Origin of the sequence: Streptomyces sp. NPDC058872 (genome assembly GCF_042743065.1) — a bacterium.
Taxonomy (GTDB): Bacteria; Actinomycetota; Actinomycetes; order Streptomycetales; family Streptomycetaceae; genus Streptomyces.
Window position 1 is genome coordinate 54,368 of the sequence record NZ_JBHYMK010000038.1, and the last position, 20,970, is coordinate 75,337.

Annotated in this window: 22 protein-coding genes; 8 read left to right on the forward strand and 14 right to left on the reverse strand. The window is 71.6% G+C overall.

All coding sequences use genetic code 11. From position 1 onward, the window contains the following. Window positions 1–41 precede the first annotated feature (41 nt). The 5 genes from ftsH to dacB form a co-directional block, all read right to left on the reverse strand. Complete coding sequence (ftsH, locus tag ACFW22_RS23365) at window positions 42–2,060, reverse strand: ATP-dependent zinc metalloprotease FtsH (protein WP_386407917.1); 2,019 nt, start codon at window positions 2,058–2,060, stop codon at window positions 42–44. Between the two features lie 171 nt (window positions 2,061–2,231). Next, on the reverse strand, window positions 2,232–2,771 hold the full coding sequence (hpt, locus tag ACFW22_RS23370; RefSeq protein ID WP_030219931.1) for a hypoxanthine phosphoribosyltransferase: 540 nt from the start codon (window positions 2,769–2,771) through the stop codon (window positions 2,232–2,234). Window positions 2,772–2,812: 41 nt separating this feature from the next. Continuing rightward, window positions 2,813–3,868, reverse strand: coding sequence for a tRNA lysidine(34) synthetase TilS (tilS, locus tag ACFW22_RS23375; protein WP_386407919.1), 1,056 nt, complete (start codon window positions 3,866–3,868; stop codon window positions 2,813–2,815). 207 nt (window positions 3,869–4,075) lie between these two features. Continuing rightward, entirely contained in the window at window positions 4,076–5,215 is a 1,140-nt protein-coding gene (locus ACFW22_RS23380) for a zinc-dependent metalloprotease (RefSeq protein WP_386407921.1), read from the reverse strand. A gap of 98 nt (window positions 5,216–5,313) precedes the next feature. Next, a complete protein-coding gene (dacB, locus tag ACFW22_RS23385; protein ID WP_386407923.1) occupies window positions 5,314–6,726 on the reverse strand; it encodes a D-alanyl-D-alanine carboxypeptidase/D-alanyl-D-alanine-endopeptidase in 1,413 nt (470 codons plus the stop codon). 102 nt (window positions 6,727–6,828) lie between these two features. Here dacB and ACFW22_RS23390 point away from each other — a divergent pair, with 102 nt between their 5' ends. Then, complete coding sequence (locus ACFW22_RS23390) at window positions 6,829–7,320, forward strand: inorganic diphosphatase (RefSeq protein WP_384871616.1); 492 nt, start codon at window positions 6,829–6,831, stop codon at window positions 7,318–7,320. A gap of 256 nt (window positions 7,321–7,576) precedes the next feature. Beyond that, window positions 7,577–9,238, forward strand: a complete 1,662-nt coding sequence (locus ACFW22_RS23395; protein WP_386407925.1) for a threonine/serine exporter ThrE family protein — start codon at window positions 7,577–7,579, stop codon at window positions 9,236–9,238. 15 nt (window positions 9,239–9,253) lie between these two features. Here the strand turns inward: ACFW22_RS23395 and ACFW22_RS23400 are convergent, their stop codons facing one another. Beyond that, window positions 9,254–9,955 (reverse strand): DedA family protein, encoded by a 702-nt coding sequence (locus ACFW22_RS23400; protein ID WP_386407927.1) that lies wholly within the window; start codon window positions 9,953–9,955, stop codon window positions 9,254–9,256. A 174-nt stretch (window positions 9,956–10,129) separates the two neighbouring features. Between ACFW22_RS23400 and ACFW22_RS23405 the strand changes: the two genes are divergently transcribed. Further along, on the forward strand, window positions 10,130–10,498 hold the full coding sequence (locus ACFW22_RS23405; RefSeq protein WP_384871607.1) for a YbjQ family protein: 369 nt from the start codon (window positions 10,130–10,132) through the stop codon (window positions 10,496–10,498). Between the two features lie 202 nt (window positions 10,499–10,700). Further along, window positions 10,701–11,975: an ion channel protein gene (locus ACFW22_RS23410; RefSeq protein ID WP_386407929.1), complete on the forward strand. Its 1,275-nt coding sequence runs from the start codon at window positions 10,701–10,703 to the stop codon at window positions 11,973–11,975. Window positions 11,976–11,996: 21 nt separating this feature from the next. Here the strand turns inward: ACFW22_RS23410 and ACFW22_RS23415 are convergent, their stop codons facing one another. From ACFW22_RS23415 to ACFW22_RS23430, 4 genes are all read right to left on the reverse strand, one after another. Continuing rightward, window positions 11,997–12,611, reverse strand: a complete 615-nt coding sequence (locus tag ACFW22_RS23415; protein WP_386407931.1) for a PadR family transcriptional regulator — start codon at window positions 12,609–12,611, stop codon at window positions 11,997–11,999. Between the two features lie 46 nt (window positions 12,612–12,657). Then, on the reverse strand, window positions 12,658–13,197 hold the full coding sequence (locus ACFW22_RS23420) for a DinB family protein (protein WP_386407933.1): 540 nt from the start codon (window positions 13,195–13,197) through the stop codon (window positions 12,658–12,660). A 74-nt stretch (window positions 13,198–13,271) separates the two neighbouring features. Beyond that, window positions 13,272–14,729: an aldehyde dehydrogenase family protein gene (locus tag ACFW22_RS23425; protein ID WP_386407935.1), complete on the reverse strand. Its 1,458-nt coding sequence runs from the start codon at window positions 14,727–14,729 to the stop codon at window positions 13,272–13,274. A 62-nt stretch (window positions 14,730–14,791) separates the two neighbouring features. After that, window positions 14,792–15,664, reverse strand: a complete 873-nt coding sequence (locus ACFW22_RS23430; protein WP_386407937.1) for a helix-turn-helix domain-containing protein — start codon at window positions 15,662–15,664, stop codon at window positions 14,792–14,794. A 329-nt stretch (window positions 15,665–15,993) separates the two neighbouring features. Here ACFW22_RS23430 and ACFW22_RS23435 point away from each other — a divergent pair, with 329 nt between their 5' ends. Next, window positions 15,994–16,491 carry an ATP-binding protein gene (locus ACFW22_RS23435; RefSeq protein ID WP_386407939.1) on the forward strand — a complete coding sequence of 166 codons (498 nt, stop codon included), beginning with the start codon at window positions 15,994–15,996 and terminating at the stop codon, window positions 16,489–16,491. A gap of 78 nt (window positions 16,492–16,569) precedes the next feature. Here the strand turns inward: ACFW22_RS23435 and ACFW22_RS23440 are convergent, their stop codons facing one another. Together ACFW22_RS23440 and rpmG are read right to left on the reverse strand one after the other, a co-directional pair. Further along, entirely contained in the window at window positions 16,570–16,782 is a 213-nt protein-coding gene (locus tag ACFW22_RS23440; protein WP_384871710.1) for a DUF397 domain-containing protein, read from the reverse strand. Between the two features lie 583 nt (window positions 16,783–17,365). Then, window positions 17,366–17,530, reverse strand: a complete 165-nt coding sequence (rpmG, locus tag ACFW22_RS23445; protein WP_384871582.1) for a 50S ribosomal protein L33 — start codon at window positions 17,528–17,530, stop codon at window positions 17,366–17,368. Window positions 17,531–17,604: 74 nt separating this feature from the next. Between rpmG and rpmB the strand changes: the two genes are divergently transcribed. Both rpmB and rpsN read left to right on the forward strand, forming a co-directional pair. Next, the gene (rpmB, locus tag ACFW22_RS23450) at window positions 17,605–17,841 is read left to right on the forward strand and encodes a 50S ribosomal protein L28 (RefSeq protein WP_386407942.1); all 237 of its coding nucleotides are present in this window, start codon (window positions 17,605–17,607) and stop codon (window positions 17,839–17,841) included. Continuing rightward, window positions 17,841–18,146: a 30S ribosomal protein S14 gene (gene rpsN / locus ACFW22_RS23455; RefSeq protein ID WP_386407944.1), complete on the forward strand. Its 306-nt coding sequence runs from the start codon at window positions 17,841–17,843 to the stop codon at window positions 18,144–18,146. The genes rpmB and rpsN overlap by 1 nt, the downstream gene beginning before the upstream one ends. Before the next feature lie 179 nt (window positions 18,147–18,325). Here the strand turns inward: rpsN and ACFW22_RS23460 are convergent, their stop codons facing one another. After that, window positions 18,326–19,462 carry a DUF2786 domain-containing protein gene (locus ACFW22_RS23460; RefSeq protein WP_386407946.1) on the reverse strand — a complete coding sequence of 379 codons (1,137 nt, stop codon included), beginning with the start codon at window positions 19,460–19,462 and terminating at the stop codon, window positions 18,326–18,328. After that, on the reverse strand, window positions 19,438–19,830 hold the full coding sequence (locus ACFW22_RS23465) for a winged helix-turn-helix transcriptional regulator (RefSeq protein WP_386407948.1): 393 nt from the start codon (window positions 19,828–19,830) through the stop codon (window positions 19,438–19,440). Before ACFW22_RS23465 ends, ACFW22_RS23460 begins: the two co-directional genes overlap by 25 nt. A gap of 73 nt (window positions 19,831–19,903) precedes the next feature. Here ACFW22_RS23465 and ACFW22_RS23470 point away from each other — a divergent pair, with 73 nt between their 5' ends. Further along, window positions 19,904–20,725, forward strand: coding sequence for an NAD(P)H-binding protein (locus ACFW22_RS23470; protein WP_386407950.1), 822 nt, complete (start codon window positions 19,904–19,906; stop codon window positions 20,723–20,725). The last annotated feature ends 245 nt before the right edge of the window (window positions 20,726–20,970 follow it).

A 20,970-nucleotide genomic window follows, 5' to 3' on the forward strand; every position in this document is an offset into this window, starting at 1 on the left:
AACCTATGGGGGCGCGGCTTCCATTCCGGGGGTGCCGGGGGTCAGTCCTCCGGGGTGTCCACCGGGGCGATGTCGATGCCCTTGGTGGTGTCCACCGTCGGGGCCGCCGTGCCGTTCGCGCTGTTCGTCAGGGCGAGCTCCTTGGGGGAGAGCACCGGCGGACGCGTGGACGGGGTGCGACGCGCCGAACCGGTCCAGGCGGGTCGGGCCGGGCGCTTGACGATGGGGGCGAAGATCTCGGCGATCTCCTCCTTGCCCAGCGTCTCCTTCTCCAGCAGGGCGAGGACCAGGTTGTCGAGGAGGTCGCGGTTCTCGACCAGGATCTCCCAGGCCTCGTTGTGCGCGGTCTCGATGAGCTTCTTGACCTCTTCGTCGACCAGCGCCGCGACCTCTTCCGAGTAGTCGCGCTGGTGGGCCATCTCACGGCCGAGGAAGGGCTCGGTGTTGTCGCCGCCGAACTTGATGGCACCGAGACGCTCGGTCATGCCGTACTGGGTGACCATCGCGCGAGCGGTGGCCGTGGCCTTCTCGATGTCGTTCGCCGCGCCCGTGGTCGGGTCGTGGAAGACGAGCTCCTCGGCCGCCCGGCCGCCCAGCATGTAGGCCAGCTGGTCGAGCATCTCGTTGCGGGTGGTGGAGTACTTGTCCTCGTCCGGCAGGACCATCGTGTAGCCCAGCGCACGACCGCGGGACAGGATGGTGATCTTGTGGACGGGGTCGGAGTTCGGCGAGGCCGCCGCGACCAGGGCGTGGCCGCCCTCGTGGTACGCGGTGATCTTCTTCTCCTTGTCCGACATGATCCGGGTCCGCTTCTGCGGGCCCGCGACCACGCGGTCGATCGCCTCGTCCAGCGCCTTGTTGTCGATCAGCTTCTGGTCGCTGCGGGCGGTGAGGAGCGCCGCCTCGTTGAGGACGTTGGAGAGGTCCGCGCCGGTGAAGCCGGGGGTGCGACGGGCGACGGCGCCGAGGTCGACGTCCGGGGCGACCGGCTTGCCCTTCTGGTGGACCTTGAGGATCTCCAGACGGCCCTGCATGTCCGGGCGGTCGACGGCGATCTGCCGGTCGAAGCGGCCGGGCCGCAGGAGGGCGGGGTCGAGGATGTCCGGACGGTTCGTGGCCGCGATGAGGATGACCCCACCCTTGACGTCGAAGCCGTCCATCTCGACGAGGAGCTGGTTGAGCGTCTGCTCGCGCTCGTCGTGGCCGCCGCCGAGGCCGGCGCCGCGGTGGCGTCCGACGGCGTCGATCTCGTCGACGAAGACGATCGCCGGAGCATTGGCCTTGGCCTGCTCGAAGAGGTCGCGGACACGGGAGGCGCCGACACCGACGAACATCTCGACGAAGTCGGAGCCGGAGATCGAGTAGAACGGCACGCCGGCTTCGCCGGCCACGGCACGCGCGAGGAGCGTCTTGCCGGTTCCGGGCGGACCGTAGAGCAGGACGCCCTTGGGGATCTTGGCGCCGACGGCCTGGAACTTCGCGGGCTCCTGGAGGAATTCCTTGATCTCGTGGAGCTCCTCGACGGCCTCGTCGGAGCCGGCCACGTCGGCGAAGGTCGTCTTCGGCGTGTCCTTGGTGATGAGCTTCGCCTTGGACTTGCCGAACTGCATGACGCGGGAGCCGCCGCCCTGCATCTGGTTCATCAGGAAGAGGAAGACGAGCACGATGAGGACGATGGGCAGGAGGGAGAACAGGATCGAGAGGAGCGGCGACTGCTCCTTGGGGGAGACGGTGTAACCGCCCTCGATCTGTCCGGCCTCGAACTTGTCCTGCAGCTTGTCGGCCAGGTCGGCGCCCTGCGTGCCGATGTAGCTGGCCTGGACCTTGCTGCTCTTGTCGATCTTCTGGCCGTCGATGAGCTCGATCTTGATGGCCTGCTCGTCACCAGTGGTGAGCTGTGCGGTTTTGACCTGGTTCTTGTCGATCGCCTGGACGACCTTGCTGGTGTCCACCGTCTTGTAGCCCTCGGACGAGCCGACGAACTGCATCAGCACGACCACGGCGAGGACGGCCAGCACGATCCACATGACCGGCCCACGGAAGTATCGCTTCACGTCCATCCATACGGAGCGAGAACGCTCCGTCCCTCCTGCCCGTAGGAAAATGCTGCTGTAAGAGCTGCTGTGTGAAAAAGCTGTTCTTCGGACGGTACCTCAGCATCGTCGCCCTTGACCGCCTTCCCCTGGTTCAACGGGGGGAAGGCGGTGTGGGTTCCCCGTACGGGGGCGGTCTCAGCCGCCGTAGACGTGTGGGGCGAGCGTGCCGACGAACGGAAGGTTCCGGTACTTCTCGGCGTAGTCGAGGCCGTAACCGACGACGAACTCGTTGGGGATGTCGAAGCCGATCCACTTGACGTCGATGGCGACCTTCGCGGCCTCCGGCTTGCGCAGGAGGGTGCACACCTCCAGGGAGGCGGGCTCGCGCGAACCGAGGTTCGAGAGCAGCCAGGACAGGGTCAGGCCGGAGTCGATGATGTCCTCGACGATCAGGACGTGCTTGCCCTTGATGTCGGTGTCCAGGTCCTTGAGGATCCGGACGACGCCCGAGGACTGGGTGCCGGCGCCGTAGGACGAAACGGCCATCCAGTCCATGGTGACGGGGGTGGAAAGGGCGCGAGCCAGATCCGCCATCACCATCACGGCGCCCTTGAGGACTCCGACGATGAGCAGGTCCTTGCCCGCGTATTCCGCATCGATCTTCGCGGCCAGCTCTGCCAGCTTGGCGTCGATCTCTTCCTTGGTGATGAGCACCGACTGGAGGTCGGTGCCCATGTCCTTCTCGTTCACCCGGGTCACTTTCGTTGCAGCGTGCGTCAGCCTTGCCGGATGACCAGTCTGCCACCCTGCCGGCGTGCTTCGACGCGGCCGGGCAGGTTGATGGCGCCCTGACCGCGCCATCCGGTGATGAGCCGGTCGACTTCTTCGATGTGTCGGGCGAAGAGCGAGCCGGCGGGGGCGCCCTCGGCGATGACGGCGCGACGCAGGACACGGCGGCGTACGGCGGGGGGCAGCCCGAAGAGCTTGGCGCATTCGAGGGCGCCCGCGGCGTCGCGTACGGCGGTCTCGGCGTCGGCGGCCCAGGTGTCGAGGGCGTCGGCGTCGTCCCGGGAGAGTTGGGCCGTTCGGGCGAGGGCTTCGACGACCCCCTTGCCGAGGGCCTTCTCGAGGGCGGGGAGTCCCTCGTGGCGCAGCCGCGAGCGGGTGTAGGCGGGGTCGCTGTTGTGCGGATCGTCCCAGACCGCGAGCTCCTGCGCGATGCACGCCTTGCGGACGGTCTGGCGGTCGAGCTGCAGGAAGGGGCGCCGGTACCGGCGGGCGGCACCGGAGACGGCGGCCATGCCGGAGAGGGAGCGGATGCCGGAGCCGCGGGCGAGGCCGAGGAGCACCGTCTCCGCTTGGTCGTCACGGGTGTGACCGAGCAGGACGGCGGCGGCGCCGTGGCGCTCCGCGGCGGCGTCGAGGGCGGCGTAGCGGGCGTCGCGGGCGGCTGCCTCGGGGCCGACCCTTCGCCCGCCTCCCGCATAGGAGGCGCCGTGGGCCGCCGCCGTGGACTCGTGGCCGACGGTGACGGCGACGGCTTCGGCCGGGGTGAGGCCGAGGGCGGTCATGCGTCCGGCGACCTCGACGGCCCGGAGGTCGGAGCCGTCCTGGAGGCCGTGGTCGACGGTGATGCCGCCGGCGCGCACGGGAAGTTTGCGGGCCTCGAAGGCGAGGGCGGAGGCGAGCGCCATGGAGTCGGCGCCTCCGGAGCAGGCGACGAGCACCAAGGGGGTGTGCTCGGCCTCCGTGGTGGCGTGTTCGGTGATGACGTCGTGGAGTACGCGGCGGACCGCCAGGCGTATCGCCGCGACCGCAGGATGGGGACCCATGTCCGGTGCCCTTCGTGATGGAGTGGGGTGCCTCGGTCGGAGTCTTAACGGTCGGAAAGGGGGGTTTGGTCACTCAGAGTGCGTCGATGGTGACAGAAACCCGGCCGTTACCCGAGCATTGCACGCCTCACCCCAGGGCAAGGGTCCCTCAGATGGGTGATTGGCGGGATGTTCCGAGGCGCTTCCGTTCCGTGCGTCGCGCCCGTCTCAGGAGTCCGCCCTGCGGTGCACCCGCGCGATCCAATCGGCCGGGGCCGCGATCTCCGCCTTGGTGGGGAGCGTGTTGGGCGAGGTCCACACCCGGTTGAAGCCGTCCATGCCGACCTGGTCGACGACGGCGCGGACGAAGCGCTCGCCGTCGCGGTACTGGCGGAGCTTGGCGTCGAGGCCGAGGAGCCGGCGCAGGGCGAGGTCGAGGCGGGAGGCGCCGCGGGCGCGGCGGGCCTGGAACTTCTCGCGGATCTCCGCGACGGAGGGCACCACCTGGGGTCCCACCCCGTCCATGACGTAGTCGGCGTGGCCCTCGAGGAGGGACATGACGGCGGTGAGGCGGCCGAGGACCTCGCGCTGCTCGGGGGTCTGGACGAGTTCGACGAAGGACGGGGAGGGCTCTCCCCGCTCTCCCTCGGGCCTCCCTCCGGCGAGGGCCTGGGCGGCCTCGCGGAGGCGCTCGACGACGGTGCCGGGGTCGACGTCGGTGGCGGCGAGGAACGACTGGATCTCGCCCTGCAGGTGGTCGCGGAGCCAGGGGACGGCGGTGAACTGGGTGCGGTGGGTCTCCTCGTGGAGGCAGACCCAGAGCCGGAAGTCGTGGGGGGAGACGTCGAGCTCGCGCTCGACGTGGACGATGTTCGGGGCGACGAGGAGCAGCCGGCCGCCGCCGGCCGGTGCGGCGGGGAGTTCGCGGGTGGCCGGTGCGAAGGTCTCGTACTGCCCGAGGATGCGGGAGGCGAGGAAGGACAGCAACATGCCGAGCTCGACGCCGGTGACCTTGCCTCCGACGGCTCCGAGGACGGCGCTGCCGGGGTTGCCGGCGCGGCGCTCCTGCATCTTGCCGAGGAGCGGGGTGAGGAGTTCCCGGAATCCGGCGACGTTGGCCCGGATCCAGCCGGCGCGGTCGACGACGAGGACGGGGGCGTCGTGGGGTTCGGCACCCTCGGGAATCATCCGGGTGTAGGCACGGACGTGCTCTTCGGACGCCTTGGCGTGTCTGCGGAGTTCGGCGACGACCTCGCGGGCCTCGTCGCGGCTGACCTCGGGACCGGGACGCACGAGGCGGGTCGCGGTCGCCACCGCGAGGTTCCAGTCGACCATCCCGGACGTGCCTGCACCACCGATGCTCGTCATGCGTCAACCGTACGGGCTCGACGCCTCTTCGGTGAGGGTTCGGTGCGGGTCGGAGCCGGTCCGGTCGGGACGGCCGGAGGGAACCCGGCCGGCCGGGATCAGCCCCGGTCGGCCAGGGCTGCGGCGAGCCGGTCGAGGGCGGGCTGCGCCTCGTACGGGGAACGGGTGCGAGCGGCGAGGAACGCGAAGGCGAGGAGGCGGCCGTCCGGGGTGACGACGGTCCCGGCGAGTGTGTTGACGCCGGTGAGCGTGCCGGTCTTGGCGCGGACCAGTCCGGCGCCCGCGGCGGCGGGAGCGCTGTCGAAGCGACCGGCGAGGGTGCCGGTGAAGCCCCCGACGGGCAGCCCGGTGAGGAGCGGGCGCAGGGCGGGGCTGGCGGGGTCGGCCGCCCGGGTGAGGAGGGCGGTGAGGAGGGCGGCCGAGACGCGGTCGCGGCGGTCGAGTCCGCTGCCGTCGGCGAAGCGGGCGCCGGCGACGGGGAGGCCGAGTCCGGCGAGTTCGTCGTGGACGGCCTTCTCACCCCCCGCGAAGCTCGCGGGCTGCTTGCGGGCGAGGGCGGTCTGCCGGGCGAGGGCCTCGGCGAGGTCGTTGTCGCTGTGGGTGAGGGTGCGTTCGGCCAGGTCCGCGAGGGGGGCGGAGAGCGTGCGGGCGAGCGGGGGCCCGGCCGGGGTGGGTCCGGGAGCGGGGGCGCCGGTGACCTCGACGCCGGCGGCGGCGAGGAGGTCGGCGAAGGCGGTGGCGGTGTCGCCCGCGGGGTCGACGGCGCGGGGGGCGGGGCCCTTGTGGCTGTCGTCGAGGCGCCCTTCGCGGGTCATGAGGGCGACGACGGGGGCGATGTTCTCGTTGGGGCCGATGGGGTGGCGGGCTGGCCCCCGGTAGAGGCTCGTGTCGTAGGCGAGGCGTACCGAGGCGTGGCCGCGGGCCTTGAGGGCGCGGGCGGTGTCGGCGGCGAGGGCCTTCAGCCGGGCCGGGTCGAGAGTGGGGTCGCCGCCGCCGGTGAGGGTGACGGTCCGGCCGTCGGGGGCGGCGGTGACGGTGGTGGCGATGCGGTGGTCGGGGCCGAGGGCGGAGAGCGCGGCGGTGACGGTGGCGATCTTGATGGTGGAGGCGGGGGTCATGGGGGTGCCCGCGCCTTCCCCGTACACCTGCCTGCCGGTGGCGGTGTCGACGACGGAGGCGGTGCGGAGCGGGCCGAGGCCGGGGTCGGCGAGGAGCGGGACGAGGGCGGCGGCGAGGTCGGGGGCGCGGCCGGCGGGGAGCGGGGCGTGCAGGGCGGCGAGGACGCCGGGGGCGCTGGGGGCGGGCGCGGGACGGCGCGGGGCGGCGGGTGCCGGGGGCGCCGGGGGCGGGGCGTGACGCGTGCCACCCGCCACGGGGGCGGCGGCGCGGGCCCGCTCGGCCGTACGCTGGCCCCCGTCCCATGGTCCGGCAGCGGTCACCGCCGCGGCGGCCAGGGCGAGACCGAGGGCAGCGGAGCCCGTCGCGAGCTGCCACGTTCTCGGCTCCGGCATTGCTGACCAGCCCCTTTCGCGATCACACACGTGCGTGAGGGACACTTAATCACCGCGCGTCGTCGCGAGCATTCACTTGTGTTGATTCAGGAGGAGCCACCCGTGGAGTTCGACGTCACCATCGAGATCCCCAAGGGATCGCGTAACAAGTACGAGGTCGACCACGAGACCGGCCGTATCCGTCTGGACCGTCGCCTCTTCACCTCGACGGCCTACCCGACCGACTACGGCTTCGTCGAGAACACCCTCGGCGAGGACGGTGACCCGCTGGACGCGCTCGTGATCCTCGACGAGCCGACCTTCCCGGGCTGCCTCATCAAGTGCCGCGCCATCGGCATGTTCCGCATGACGGACGAGGCCGGCGGCGACGACAAGCTGCTGTGCGTGCCGGCGACGGACCCGCGCATGGAGCACCTGCGGGACATCCACCACGTGGCGGAGTTCGACCGCCTGGAGATCCAGCACTTCTTCGAGGTCTACAAGGACCTGGAGCCGGGCAAGTCGGTCGAGGGCGCCGACTGGGTCGGCCGCGCCGAGGCCGAGGCCGAGGTCGAGAAGTCGTACGCGCGCTTCAAGGAGCAGGGCGGCCACTGAGCCCCGGTTTACGTGATCGTGTGAAAGGCGGTGCGCCCCTCGGGGTGCACCGCCTTTCGCACGCGGCGGCGGCTCTGGCGCGGGGCGCCGGCGCGGGCTCCGGGACGGCGCGGGCCCCGGGCGACGGCCCTCCCGTCGGGAAACTCCGTGGTGCGGGTCATGGGATTCCCCCTCTCGGGTAGGCGGGGCCGTAGGAGTCCACACTGGAATCCACGATTCTGAGGTCTGAAGAGTCCCGAGCAGGAGCGGAGAGAGAGTGGTGGCGGAACCGGAGGGCGCCGAGCAGGCCCTGGAGGACCGGAAGCCGCAGTCGGACGAGGCGCGGAGCGCCTTCGTGGCGCCGGCCGGGGTGGAACCGCCCGCGCCGCCCGAGGAGGAGCACGCGACGTCGGAGTTCGCCCTTCCGCCGGGCCTGACGACGGAACCGCCGCACGAGCAGGAGGGTTCGGCGTTCGCCCCTCCGGCCACGTACTCCTCGAAGACCTCGCCGCCCGCGTTCACCCCGGCCGCCGGAATACCGATGGTGCGGCTCTCCCAGGACGCCCCGTGGCAGGACCGGATGCGGACCATGCTGCGGCTCCCGGTCGGCGAGCGGCCGGTGCCGGAGGCGCCGCGCAAGGCGGAGGACGAGCCGGGGCCGTCGGTGCCGCGCGTGCTCGACCTGACGCTGCGCATCGGCGAACTGCTGCTCGCGGGCGGCGAGGGCGCGGAGGACGTCGAGGCGGCGATGTTCGTGGTCTGCCGCTCGTACGGTCTGGACCGGGTGGAGCCGACGGTCACGTTCACGCTGTTGTCCGTCACCTACCAGCCGTCGCTGGTGGACGACCCGATCACGGCGAACCGGACGGTACGGCGCCGGGGCACGGACTACACCCGGCTCGCGGCGGTCTACCAACTGCTCGCGGACCTGAACGCGCGGGCGCACGAGGTGACGCCCGAAGAGGCCTACCGGAGGCTCGCGGAGATCCGGCGCAACCGGCACCCGTACCCGGGCTGGGCCCTGACGGCGGCGGCCGGCGTTCTGGCGGGGGCGGCATCGGTGCTGCTGGGCGGCGGCGTCACGGTCTTCTTCGTGGCGGCACTGGGTGCGGTCCTCGGCGACCGGCTGGCGTGGTTGTGCGCGGGACGCGGGCTGCCGGAGTTCTACCAGTTCCTGGTGGCGGCGATGCCGCCGGCCGCGATGGGGGTGCTGCTGACGCTGCTGCACGCGGGCCTGCGGCCGTCCGCGGTGATCACCGGTGGCCTGTTCGCGCTGATCCCGGGAAGGGCCCTGGTCGCGGCGGTGCAGGACGGTCTGACCGGCTTCTACATCACGGCGTCGGCACGCCTCCTGGAGGTCACGTACTTCTTCGTCGCGATCGTGGTGGGCGTGCTGTCGGTGCTGTACCTGTCGGTGCAGTTCGGCGCCCAGCTGAACCCGGAGGGGCTGCTGCGGGCGGTGGAGCGGCCGGTGACGCAGATCCTGGCGTCGATGGTGTTGTGCGCGACCTTCGCGATCCTGTTGCAGCAGTCGCGGGCGACGGTGCTGTTCGCGACGCTGAACGGCGGGGTGGCCTGGGTGGTCTACGGGGCGATCGCGGTGACCGCCGAGGGGTCGGCGGTGATGGCGACGGCGGTGGCGGCCGGTCTGGTGGGCCTGTTCGGGCAGTTGGTCGCCCGTTACCGCCACACCTCCTCGCTGCCGTACGTGACGGCGGCGATCGGGCCGCTGCTGCCCGGTTCGGCGACGTACTTCGGGGTCCTCTCGATCGCCCAGAACAGCCTGGACCAGGGCTTCGCCTATCTGGCGAAGGCAGCGGCGCTCGCCCTGGCGATCGCGATCGGCGTGAACCTGGGAGGGGAGCTGGCCCGCCTCTTCATGCAGGCCCCGGGTGCGGCGGCGGCACGGCGCGCGGCGAAGCGCACCCGGGGTTTCTAGCGCCTTCCGGACGCCCTACCGCTTGGCGTGGCGCCCACGGGGAGACTGCGGATTGGGGGTGCCGGGGGCGTCGTGGTCGCTCTGGGGCGGGTTCTTCTTGCCCTGGGAGCGGGCGCGCAGGATCTCGATGGCGACCGGGATCACGGAGATCAGCACGATGCCGACGAGGATCGCCTCGATGTGCCGGTGAACGAAATCGATCTTGCCGAGGGAGGCGCCGAGCAGGGTCACACCGGCGCCCCAGAGGACGCCGCCGATGACGTTGAAGATGATGAAGGAGCGGTAGTTCATCCGGCTGACACCGGCGATGATCGGCGTGAAGGTCCGGACGATGGGGACGAAACGGGCCAGGATCAGCGACTTCGGTCCGTGCTTCTCGAAGAACTCGTGCGCCTTCTCGACGTTCTCCTGCTTGAAGAGCTTGGAGTCGGGGCGCTTGAAGAGGGCCGGGCCGACCTTCCGGCCGAAGAGGTAGCCGACCTGGTCGCCGATGACCGCGGCGGCCACCACCAGGGTGCACACCAGCCAGAGCGGCTGGTCGAGCTTGCCCGTGGTGACGAGCAGGCCGGTGGTGAAGAGCAGCGAATCGCCGGGCAGGAAGAACCCGATGAGGAGGCCGGATTCGGCGAAGACGATGGCCAGGACACCGATCAGACCAAAGGTCTGGATCAGATAGTCCGGGTCCAGCCAGCTCGGTCCGAGGGCAAGCGTGTTCACGGTTCCGGGCTCCTGCGGTCGGTGGGGGCTTGGGAGGCGGCTGGCCCAAGCGTGAGGGGGGCGACGGGCCCCAAGCTATCAACGCGGTCCGGAGGCCCCCAGTTCCACCCGGCCCACACGGGATGCGGAGCGGGGCCGGCGGCCCGAGTCTTGGGTGTCAGGAGGTGCGTGCCGATGGGCATCGATGAATTCGGGGGCGGTCAGGGACCGCAGGCCGACGTGCTGGTGGTGACGACGAACGACGTGCCGGGCTTCGAGGTCCGCCAGGTGATCGGCGAGGTCTTCGGGCTCACCGTGCGCTCCCGCCATCTGGGCAGCCAGATCGGTGCGGGCTTGAAGTCAATGGTCGGCGGGGAGCTGAAGGGACTGACGAAGACCCTGGTGCAGACCCGCAACCAGGCGATGCAGCGCCTGGTGGACCAGGCGAAGGCGCGCGGGGCGAACGCCGTGCTGATGTTCCGCTTCGACGTGACGGAGGCGGCGGACGTGGGCACGGAGGTGTGCGCGTACGGCACCGCAGTGGTGATCGCACCACGGACCTGAGCCGGTCGGGCCCTCCGGGCGGGGTGCGGGCGTCCGCCCCCCTCGGACACCGGCCCCTCGGACACCGGCCCCTTGAACACCGGCCCCTCGCCGGCTTCCCGCGGCCGTGGGTGCGGCGCGAGCTGACGCGGCGTGAGGCATGCGCATCGACGCGGGCGTTGCTCGGGGCGTTGTGGGGCTTTTGCTCACTTATGGTGGGTCGGTGGCCACCGACCAGCCCGCGCCTCCCCCGGAGGCGCCCGCCCGCACCCTGCTCCCCCAGATCCTGCCCGCCCTCGTCGTCGGGGTGCTGGCGGGCCTGCTGTACCTCGGGATCAGCGCCCTCGCCGAGCAGTTCCAGGACGTGCTCTGGGGAGACCTGCCGGACGCGCTCGGCATCGGGCGCTACTCCTCGCTCTGGATGATCATCATGCTCACGGCGACGGGCATCGCCGTGGGCCTCGTCGTGTGGAAGGCACCGGGGCACGCGGGCCCCGACCCGGCCTCCGAGGGGCTCGGCGGAGCACCCCTCGGCCTCGGGGTGGTGCCGGGCCTGCTGGTCGCGAGCACCCTCGCACTGGCCGGCGGCGTCAGCCTCGGCCCCGAGAACCCGATCATCGGCGCCAACATCGCCCTCGTCTACTGGGCCGGCCACCGGGCGGCCCCCGCCGTACCGGCCGCCGCCTGGGTCGGGCTGGCCTCCTCGGCCACCATCGGCGCCCTCTTCGGCACGCCGGTGGCAGCCGCCCTGATCATCTCCGAGGCGCTGGTCGGGCAGCCGGGCCGCGGCTCCCTCTGGGACCGGCTCTTCGCCCCGCTCGTCGCCGCCGGCGCCGGCGCCGCAACCACCCAGTTGCTCGCCGAGCCCACCTTCGACATGGGACTCCCGGCCCTGAACGACCCCGGCTTCGACGACCTCCTCGCCACCCTGCTGATCGCTTCCGCCGCAGCCGCCTTCGGCCTCGTCTCCTGCTACCTCTTCCCGTACGTGCACGCCGTCTTCCGGCGGCTCCGGCACCCCATGCTGATGCTGCCGGTCGGCGGTCTGCTCCTGGGCCTGCTCGGGGCGCTCGGCGGGCCCCTGACCCTCTTCAAGGGCCTGGACGAGGTCAAGGAGCTCTCCGCCTCGATCGGCAGCTGGTCCTCCGGCGACCTGGCCAAGATGGCGGTCGTGAAGCTCTTCGCCCTCCTCGTCGCCGCCTCCTGCGGCTTCCGGGGCGGCCGGATCTTCCCCGCGGTCTTCATCGGCGCGGCCTTCGGGGCGCTCGTCCAGGCCCTGGTGCCCGAGGTCCATCCGACCGTGGCCGTCTCCGCGGGCGTCCTCGGCGTGCTGCTCGCCACCACCCGGCAGGGCTGGCTCAGCCTCTTCACCGGTGCCGTCGTCGCCGCTTCCCCGCCCATGCTGGCCATGCTCTGCCTGGCCTCGCTGCCGGCCTGGCTGATCGTCACCGGCCGTCCGCTGCTCGAACTCGACGAACGGGGCGGGGCGCGGCGCTGACGTCCCCGCCAGCCCGGAGGATCAGGTGGCATGCGGGTTCTCCCGGCCGTCCGCCAGCACCCCCACGAAGGGTTCGCCCTCGCCCGCGAACACGTACGCCCCGCCCTCGATCCGCTCGATCAGACCGAGCGTCCACTCCTTGCCGACGTCCGCGGAGCGGACCCACAGGCGCATGATCTCGCCGATGTGGCCGAGCCGTTCCGGGCCGCCCTCCGGCACGTAGTGGTCGGTGACCTCAGCGCGCCACGCGTCGAGCCCCCGCACCCGCCGGCGCAACAGCTCCACGACCTCCGCCCGGGGCAGGTCGACCATGAAGCCGATGGCCGCCGACACCACGTCCACCTCCCGGTCGTACGTGGCCAGGGCCCCGCGGAGCAGCTCGACGTACTCCTGGGCGCCCCGGTCCGTCAGCTCGTACTCGACCCGCGGGGGCCCGCCCGCGGTGCTCGGGGCGACCTCGTGCGCGTGCAGTAGTCCCTGCTTCGCCATCTGCTTCAGGGCGTGGTAGATGGAGCCCGGCTTGGCGTGGGACCACTCGTGTGCGCCCCAGTGCTCCAGGTCGTTCCGCACCTGGTAGCCGTGGGCGCGGCCGTGCTGCTTGACCGCGCCCAGGACGAGCAGACGGATCGCCGACATCCCACGCACCTCCGCGTCCATTCCGACCCAGGGTACGCGGCGGGGGTCAGCGCCCCTGCTCCTCCGCGATCAGCTCGAAGGAACCCTTGCCGTCCAGCGACTCGCGGATGACGTCGGCGTGGCCGGCGTGCCGCCCCATCTCCTGGACCAGGTGCAGCAGCATCCAGCGCACGGACACCCGCCCGTCCTTCGGGAACCAGGGCGCGGGCGGCAGCGGGAAGGTGTCGTCGAGGCTCGGCACGGAGCGGACGAACGCGTCCGTCTGCTTGGCGACGTCCGCCCAGAACCCGATGACCCCGGGGATCGTCTCGCCGTCGACGAGCCGGAAGCCCTCGTCCCAGGTCCCTTCGGCGCGCTGCCGCTCGTTCGGCTGCTGCTGGGCGAGGCGGAGCCAGTTCAACTCCACCTCCGCGACGTGCTTGACCAGGCCGGAGAGGCTGAGCTCGCTGGCGCTGGGCCGGCTCGCCGCCTGCTCCTCGGTGAGCCCGAGGAGCGCCCGGCGGAGTGCGGCGCGCTGGGCCTCGACGAAGTTGAGGAACGCGCCGCGCTCGTCGCCGGGGGCCTCGGCGGGGACAAGGGCAACCATGGGGAACCACCTTCCGTGGGCGTGGTCTTCGTGTGCTCCGCCCACGGTACGGAGGATCTAGGACGGTTTCCGTCCTAGAAGGGGAAGCGGCTCCGGCCGTGTTGGATGGAGATCCACTTCTGGGTGGTGAAGGCCTCCACCATCGCCTCGCCGTTGAGCCGCCCGACGCCCGAGTGCTTCTCGCCGCCGAAGGGCACGATCGGCTCGTCGTGAACGGTGCCGTCGTTGATGTGGATCATGCCGGTGTGGATGCGCCTGGCCATCCGCACGCCCCGCTCGACGTCCCCGGTGTGGACGGCGCCGCTGAGCCCGTACGGGGTGTCGTTGGCGATCCGCACGGCCTCCTCCTCGCCGTCGAAGGGAACGATCAGCGCGACCGGGCCGAAGATCTCCTGGCCCAGGACGGGGGAGTCGGCGGCGAGGCCGGTGAGCACGGACGGGGAGACCAGGTTGCCCTCGACCGTGCCGTGCAGCAGCGCCGTGGCGCCGGCCGCCACCGTCTGGTCGACGACCGAGGAGACCGCCTCGGCCTGCTGGGAGTTGATGAGCGGACCGATGTGGGTGGCGGGGTCGGCCGGGTCGCCGACGCGCAGGGTCTGCACCTTCGCCACGAACTTCGCGGTGAACTCCTCCTCCAGGGAGCGGTCCACCAGGATGCGGTTGGCGGCCATGCAGACCTGCCCCTGGTGCACGAAGCGGCTGAAGACCGCCGCGTCCACCGCGTAGTCGACGTCGGCGTCGTCGAGGACGATCAGGGCGCTGTTGCCGCCGAGTTCGAGGACGGCCTGCTTGAAGTGCTGTGCGCAAACCGTGGCGACGTGTTGGCCGACCCGGTCGGAGCCGGTGAAGGAGATGACCTTCGGGACCGGGTGAGTCAGGAGGGCGTCGCCGATCTCCGCGATGTCGGTGACGACGACGTTCAGCAGACCGGCCGGCAGGCCGGCCTCCTCCAGGACCTTGGCGACCAGCGTGCCGCCGCAGATCGGGGTGTTCTGGTGCGGCTTGAGGACGACGGCGTTGCCGAGCGCCAGGGCGGGCGCGACCGACTTGATCGAGAGCAGGAAGGGGAAGTTGAAGGGGGAGATGACGCCGACGACGCCGACCGGGACCCGGTAGACGCGGTTCTCCTTGCCATCGACCGGGGAGGGCAGGATGCGGCCCTCGGGGCGCAGCGCCAACTGGATCGCCTCGCGCAGGAACTCCTTGGCGAGGTGGAGCTCGAAGGCCGCCTTCAGCCGGGTGCCGCCGAGCTCGGCGATGATCGTCTCGGCGATCTCCTCCTCGCGGTCCTCGACGATCCGCAGCGCGCGCTCGAAGACGAGCCGGCGCGTGTAGGGATTGGTCTCGGCCCACGCGGCCTGGGCGCGCTCGGCGGCCCGGTAGGCACGGTCGACCTCGTCGACGGTGGCGATGGTGATCGAAGCCAGCTTCTCCCCGCTGTACGGGTTGAAGTCGATGATGTCCCACGAACCGCTGCCGGGCTTCCACTCACCGTCGATGTACTGATGAGCCAGGTCGGTGAAGTGCGACATGGATGAGACCCCTCTACCCGCTACCGGCAGTGCGACTGATGTTGCGTCATCGTACTGATGTATCAGGAGAGTTGGAGGAGTCCTCGGAGAAGGTCACGACTTTCGGCCGGATCCGGACCGTACTCCTGGAGCTTCTCCATCACCTGCCGGTACTGGGCGACCTCCTCGCGCTTGTCGAGGTAGAGGGCACCGGTGAGCTGCTCGAGGTAGACGATGTCGGAGAGGTCGGACTCGGGGAAGCTCAGCATCGTGAAGGCACCGCTCTCGCCGGCGTGGCCGCCGAAGCTGAACGGCATGATCTGGAGCGTCACGCCGGGGTGCTCGGAGATCTCGATGAGGTGCCTCAACTGGCCCTGCATGACGGACCGGTCACCGTAGGGGCGGCGCAGCGCGGCCTCGTCCAGGACGGCGTGGAGCTGTGGGGCCTGTTCGGAGACGAGCACCTTCTGGCGCTCCAGGCGCAGCGCGACCCTACGGTCGATCTCGGCGGGCGTGGCGTTCGGCAGGCCCCGGGAGACGACCGCCTGGGCGTACGCCTCGGTCTGCAAGAGGCCATGCACGAACTGGACTTCGTAGACGCGGATGAGGGAGGCGGCGCCTTCCAGGCCGATGTACGTCTGGAACCATCCGGGCAGGACGTCGCCGAAACTGTGCCACCAGCCGGCCAGGTTGGCCTCGCGGGCGAGCCCGAGGAGCGCACTGCGCTCGACCTCGTCCCCCACCCCGTAGAGGGTGAGCAGATCCTCGATGTCCCTGGTCTTGAAGCTCACCCGTCCCAACTCCATGCGGCTGATCTTGGATTCGGACGCGCGGATGGAGTAGCCGGCCGCCTCGCGGGTGATCCCGCGCGACTCGCGCAACCGCCTCAGTTGGGAGCCCAGCAGGATGCGTCGCACCACGCTCCCGCTCGCTCCGCTCGATTCGCCTGCGGCCACGGCTCCCAGCCTCCCCTTTACGGTGTCGAGCCCCCGTCGAGCCCCGGATTCTGCCACCAAACGCTTCAGCGCGTACACATTCGATTACGGAAAGACGACGACTTCCGGGCATCCGCGGGCACAGTGCGTGCAGTTCGCGGGAAGTTCCCCTCATCGTGTGCACGACTTATGCATAGATTCGGCACGTGGACGGACAGGTCCGGCGCGTGCACGTGCATCTGCCCTTGCATCCAGTGCGCGCATTGGGAACCATGGAGCCCGCGCAGCCGCGTACTCGTTCGTGTTGTCGTGTTGTCGCACCACAGTCGCGATTCCCGGGAGTGCCTCGCATGGGGACGAATGGATCGACCGTGCTCGAGCCTTTACGGCAGGGCCTTCCGCCGATCGACCCTGGCGCCGTCTCCACCTCCGCCTCCTGCGCCCTGCCCGCGCGGTACGAAGCCGTCCGAGGGGCACGGAAGTTCACCAGCGCCACGCTCGACCGCTGGGACCTCACGGAGCGCTTCGACGACGTCGCCCTGGTCGTCTCCGAGCTCGTCACCAATGCGCTGCGCCACGCGGTACCCGCCGATGCACCCCAGGAACAAGGCCAGAACCCACCGGTCAGACTGCATTTGATGCGCTGGGCTTCGCGCCTGGTGTGCGCCGTGCGCGACCCGAGTCGAGAGAGCCCGGAGACGCGCTCCGGCGAGGAGGACTTCGCCGCCGAGTCCGGACGGGGCCTGTTCCTGGTGGACTCGTTCAGTGACAGCTGGGGCTGGCACCCGCTCGCGGGGACGCTCCAGGGCAAGGTGGTGTGGGCTCTGTTCCGGATCGGACCGGAGTAGCCGCACAGAACGCAGGAAGGGCCCCGGTGTGCACCCCGGGGCCCTTCTCGTGCCCCGCGGGCGCGCACCCTCCGCCGCTCACACCAGGTGGTCGAACTCCCCGTCCTTGACGCCCAGCAGCATCGCCTCTATCTCCGCGACCGTGTAGACGAGCGCCGGCCCTTCGGGGTGGCGCGAGTTGCGCACGGCGACGCCTCCCCCCGGAAGTTTGGCGAACTCCACGCAGGATCCCTGGGAATTGCTGTGCCTGCTCTTCTGCCACACGACACCCCGCAGCTCCGTGGCTGCCATGCCGTTGTACGCGTGATGCGCATGATGCACTGGTAGCTCCCCGAGTTATTTGCTGTAGGTGTCAACTTCCTCGGATCATAGCTGTGTTCACATGCCGATGCATGGGCAGATGCACGTGCACGAGGGGTGGCGTAGTGGCTACGCGACTCAGCGTGCTACCAGCGAGTACGTCGGGTCGGTGGCGCCCGGACCATCCCTGACGACCCGTCCGTCCTCGCCCTGCGGGCCGTCGCCATCCGCCCGTCCCGATCACCCTACGGCCCCCGACCTCCGCCCGGAGCGGAGAATCCACGGAGCGGACTCGCGCCCCCGCGACCGGCGCGCACCGGTGCCGGCCGGGTCCGGCGGGACGCGGACGCCGCCGGGTCGTGGTGGAGCGCCGCACCACCGGGAACGGCGGCCAGCAGCCGGTCCACGGCGGTGCGGCGGACACCGGAGTACAGCCCCCCGACGAGCGCGACGGAGAACATCAGTGCGCCCCGCGCCGTCCGCAGCGCTTCTCGAAGCGTTCCACGCGGCCCGCGGTGCCCAGGCGGAAGACGGCGGGTCCGCAGGCGGGGTGGATGCCGGGCTTCACGGTGGTTCAGCGCTCCTCCCGGAAGTCGACGTGACGCCCGACGACCGGATCGAACTTGCGCAGGGCGAGGCGGTCGGGGTCGTTGCGGCGGTTCTTGCGGGTGACGTAGGTGAAGCCGGTGCCTGCGGTGGACCGGAGCTTGATGACCGGGCGGAGTTCGTTGCGTGCCATGCCGTGTAGAGTAAATGAAAATGAATCCCATTGCCAATAATTGTGAGCATCCCCCGAAGAGAGGTGGGTCACCCTTGTCCGCCCGCTGCCAACTGACCGGAACCGAGCCCGGATTCGGCAACCGGATCTCGCACTCCCACCGGCGCACCCCGCGCCGCTTCGACCCGAACGTCCAGCACAAGCGCTACTGGCTGCCCAGCGAGCGCCGACACGTGCGGCTGACGCTCAGCACCCGGGCGATCAAGACCGTCGACGCCCTCGGCATCGAAGCCGCCGTGGCCCGGATCCGGGCACGCGGGGGAAGGGTCTGATGGCCAGGCGCAGCCAGATCGCCCGCGACGAACGGCGGCGGGCGGTCGTCGCGCGGTACGCCGAGCGGCGGGCCGCACTGAAGGGGATCGTCCGGCGGCCCGCCACCCCGCCGCCCGCCCGCGAGGCGGCAGCGCGGGAGCTGGCCCGCCAACCCCGGGACGCGAGCGCGACCCGCGTGCGCAACCGGGACTCCGTCGACGGCCGCCCCCGGGGCCACCTGCGGAAGTTCGGCCTCTCCCGGATGAGGGTGCGCCAGCAGGCGCACGCGGGCTTCCTGCCGCGGCTGCGGAAGTCCTCCTGGTGACGGAAACCCCTCCCCCGGCCGCGTGACGGGAACGGCCCCCGGCCCTCCTGACGGCACGCTTCCCCGCCTTCCTGACGGGCACGCTTCCCCGGCCGCACCGCCCGGCCGGGTCGGGCCCGGAGCGGGGACGCGGCCGGCCGGTGGTGCGCCGACCGGCACGGCGCGCCCCCGACGTGGCCCTACGGCAAGCGGGGCCGTTGCGGGTGGAGGCCCGCCTCGTCGGCGGCCGAGGCGCCCCGCGCCCACCCCGCCTCGTCCCAGGCCGCCCGCACCCGGGTCGTCCGGGTCTCCGGGAACAGCTCGTCCGTGCGGGCGGTGACCGCGACCTCGCGCGAGGCGAGGGCGGGCAGCAGCGTCGGGGCCTCGGCGGCGACCCGCCGGGACGTCGCCGCCAGTCGGGCGCCCAGCCGGTTGGCGTAGGCGAGGAGGAAGGACTGCCGGAAGGACTTCGTGCGCCGGCGCCCACCGGCCCGCTGCTCCGCCTCTGCCCGCGTCATCGCCGCCGTCCCCTGCACGAGCAGCGAGGTGTACAGCAGCTCCACCGGGTCGAGGTCCGCCTCGAAGCCGACCACCGTCGAGAAGCCGTACGCCTCGTTCCACACCGCCCGGCAGTGGTTCGCCGTCGCGACGGCGTCGAGCAGGATCGCCTTCGCCTGTTCGTACGGCGGCTCCATCCCGATCCGGATCGCACCCGGCGCCTCCGGGGTCGGCGCGCCCGCCGCGAGCGAGGCCTCGTCCAGGCTGTGCCGGGCCATCAGCTCCTGTGCCTTCGCGGTGAGCGCCTCCGCCTCCTCGGGATATCCGGTGGCCTCCGCCTTGGCGAGCAGCGCCCTGATCCGGGTGAGCATCCGGGGCTCGCCCGCCACCGCCGGCGGCAGGGTCTCCCCCGGAACGGGCCCCACCGCGTCCAGGCGCGGCAGGCGGACGAGCAGCCGGTAGAGCTCCAGCGCGGTCGTCGCCCGCGAGAAGCGGTCGGTCGAGCGCCCCGGGTCCGCGTCCAACTCGTCGACCTGGGAACGCCACCGGTGCGGCAGCCGCCCGTAACCGGCCGTCTCCGCCCGGATCAGCGCGGACAGGAGCCGTACGTGCTCGTCGGCGAGCTCGCGCCGGGCCGTCCGGACCAGGTCGGCCGGCTGCCAGCCCCGCGTCCACAGGGTCCGCACGAACTCCTCGCCCCGTCGGGCCAGCTCCCGGTCCGCTCCCGGGTCGGCGGCGAGCAGCGAGGCCGCCGCGTCGAGCGAATCGTCATCGCCCGCGTACAGCGCCGCGAAGGCCTCGTCGACGGTGCTGCTCACGCCGTGTTCCTCGCGTCCCATTCCGCGCGTGACCGGGCGATCACCTCTCGGTGGTCGAGCGACCAGTCGACCAGCTGCTTGATGAGGTGGGTCATGCTGTGGCCGAGTTCCGTCAGCGCGTACTCCACCTGCGGCGGGGTCGTCGGGTACACCGTCCGCGAAACGAGCCCGTCACGCTCCAGGCGGCGCAGGGTGAGCGTCAGCATCCGCTGCGAAATGCCGGTGACGAGCCGCTGGAGCTCCCTGAACCTCTTCGCTCCGGGCACGAGTTCGACGACCACGTGCACCGTCCACTTGTCCCCGAGCCGGTCCTGCACGTCCCGCACGCCGCAGTCCTCCGCGCAGGAGGCGATCGGCTCCTCGGTTACCTCCGTGTGCCCTTCTGACATCAATGTGCCTCCTTCCGCGATCACGTACGTCCGCCCACGATGGTCTCAGCCATCACGTCCCCAGGGGAAAAACATGCTGCTCATCACCGGTGTCTCCGGCGCCCTCGGCTCACTCGTCGCCGAACGGCTCGCCGGCCGCGACGACGTCGTCCTCGGTACCCGCGCCGAACTGCCCGGCACCCGCCGGGTCGACTTCGACGCGCCGGAAACCCTCCCGGACGCCTTCGCCGGAGTGGACACCCTGCTCCTCGTCTCCGCCGGGTACGGCGAGGACGACGTCGTGGTCGCCCGGCACGAGGCCGCGATCTCGGCCGCCGAGGCCGCCGGGGTCCGGCACCTCGTCTACACCAGCCTCTCCGGCGACGGCGACCACCTCGCGTACGCGCTCGCCCACCGCTGGACCGAGCGGCGGCTCGCACGGTCCGCCACGCTCGACTGGACGGTCCTGCGCAACGGCCTCTACGCCGAGCTCCTGACCTGGATCGCCATCCCCGACCCGGAGAACCGCATCACGGGCCCGCTCGGGGACGGCCGGCTCGCCGCCGTCGCCCGTGCGGACCTCGCGGACGCCGCCGTCGCCGTCGCCACGGACCCGGCGGCCCACCGGAACCGGGTGTACGAGCTGGTCGGCGAGCAGCCCCTCGGCGGTGCGGAGCTGGCCGCGGCGCTGGGCGCCGCGTACGCGCCCGGAACGCTCGCGGAGGCCCGCGCCGCGCTCGCCGCGTCCGGCGCCGCGCCCTTCCAGGTGCCGATGCTGGCGAGCACCTACTCGGCGATCGCCCACGGCTTCCTGGACGGCACCGGGGTGCGGCGCAACGATCTGCGGGCCCTGCTCGGCGGACGCGAACCGCTCGACGCTCTGGAGGTCTTCGTGAAGGCGGTGCGGCAGGGGTAGGTGCGGCCCCGATTCCGGGACGCCCGGTGGGGGCGTGGTCCAGAAGGACCGCAACGACCCGCCCGGACCGTGGTCGCGACCAGCCCCGAACGCCCTCCCCGGCGGTTCGCCTCCGCCCCGCCCGTCGTCCGGGGGCGGGACGGGGACGGGGGCTGGGCTAGGACGGGGCCGGTCGCCGTACGGCGACCGGCCCCGTGCCCGCTGGAGCGAGCGCTTCCCCGTCCACAGGCTGTGGACGGGGAAGC

Excerpts from the sequence above, each read along its gene's own strand:
- hpt (WP_030219931.1), bottom strand. The coding sequence starts at position 2,771 with ATGGGCACCGACCTCCAGTCGGTGCTCATCACCAAGGAAGAGATCGAC.
- rpsN (WP_386407944.1), top strand. The coding sequence starts at position 17,841 with ATGGCCAGGCGCAGCCAGATCGCCCGCGACGAACGGCGGCGGGCGGTC.
- ACFW22_RS23465 (WP_386407948.1), bottom strand. The coding sequence starts at position 19,830 with ATGTCAGAAGGGCACACGGAGGTAACCGAGGAGCCGATCGCCTCCTGC.
- ACFW22_RS23415 (WP_386407931.1), bottom strand. The coding sequence starts at position 12,611 with ATGTCGGCGATCCGTCTGCTCGTCCTGGGCGCGGTCAAGCAGCACGGC.
- ACFW22_RS23440 (WP_384871710.1), bottom strand. The coding sequence starts at position 16,782 with ATGGCAGCCACGGAGCTGCGGGGTGTCGTGTGGCAGAAGAGCAGGCAC.
- ACFW22_RS23425 (WP_386407935.1), bottom strand. The coding sequence starts at position 14,729 with ATGTCGCACTTCACCGACCTGGCTCATCAGTACATCGACGGTGAGTGG.
- ftsH (WP_386407917.1), bottom strand. The coding sequence starts at position 2,060 with ATGGACGTGAAGCGATACTTCCGTGGGCCGGTCATGTGGATCGTGCTG.
- ACFW22_RS23435 (WP_386407939.1), top strand. The coding sequence starts at position 15,994 with ATGGGGACGAATGGATCGACCGTGCTCGAGCCTTTACGGCAGGGCCTT.
- ACFW22_RS23470 (WP_386407950.1), top strand. The coding sequence starts at position 19,904 with ATGCTGCTCATCACCGGTGTCTCCGGCGCCCTCGGCTCACTCGTCGCC.
- ACFW22_RS23405 (WP_384871607.1), top strand. The coding sequence starts at position 10,130 with ATGGGCATCGATGAATTCGGGGGCGGTCAGGGACCGCAGGCCGACGTG.
- ACFW22_RS23420 (WP_386407933.1), bottom strand. The coding sequence starts at position 13,197 with ATGGTTGCCCTTGTCCCCGCCGAGGCCCCCGGCGACGAGCGCGGCGCG.
- ACFW22_RS23460 (WP_386407946.1), bottom strand. The coding sequence starts at position 19,462 with ATGGGACGCGAGGAACACGGCGTGAGCAGCACCGTCGACGAGGCCTTC.
- dacB (WP_386407923.1), bottom strand. The coding sequence starts at position 6,726 with ATGCCGGAGCCGAGAACGTGGCAGCTCGCGACGGGCTCCGCTGCCCTC.
- rpmG (WP_384871582.1), bottom strand. The coding sequence starts at position 17,530 with ATGGCACGCAACGAACTCCGCCCGGTCATCAAGCTCCGGTCCACCGCA.
- ACFW22_RS23380 (WP_386407921.1), bottom strand. The coding sequence starts at position 5,215 with ATGACGAGCATCGGTGGTGCAGGCACGTCCGGGATGGTCGACTGGAAC.
- tilS (WP_386407919.1), bottom strand. The coding sequence starts at position 3,868 with ATGGGTCCCCATCCTGCGGTCGCGGCGATACGCCTGGCGGTCCGCCGC.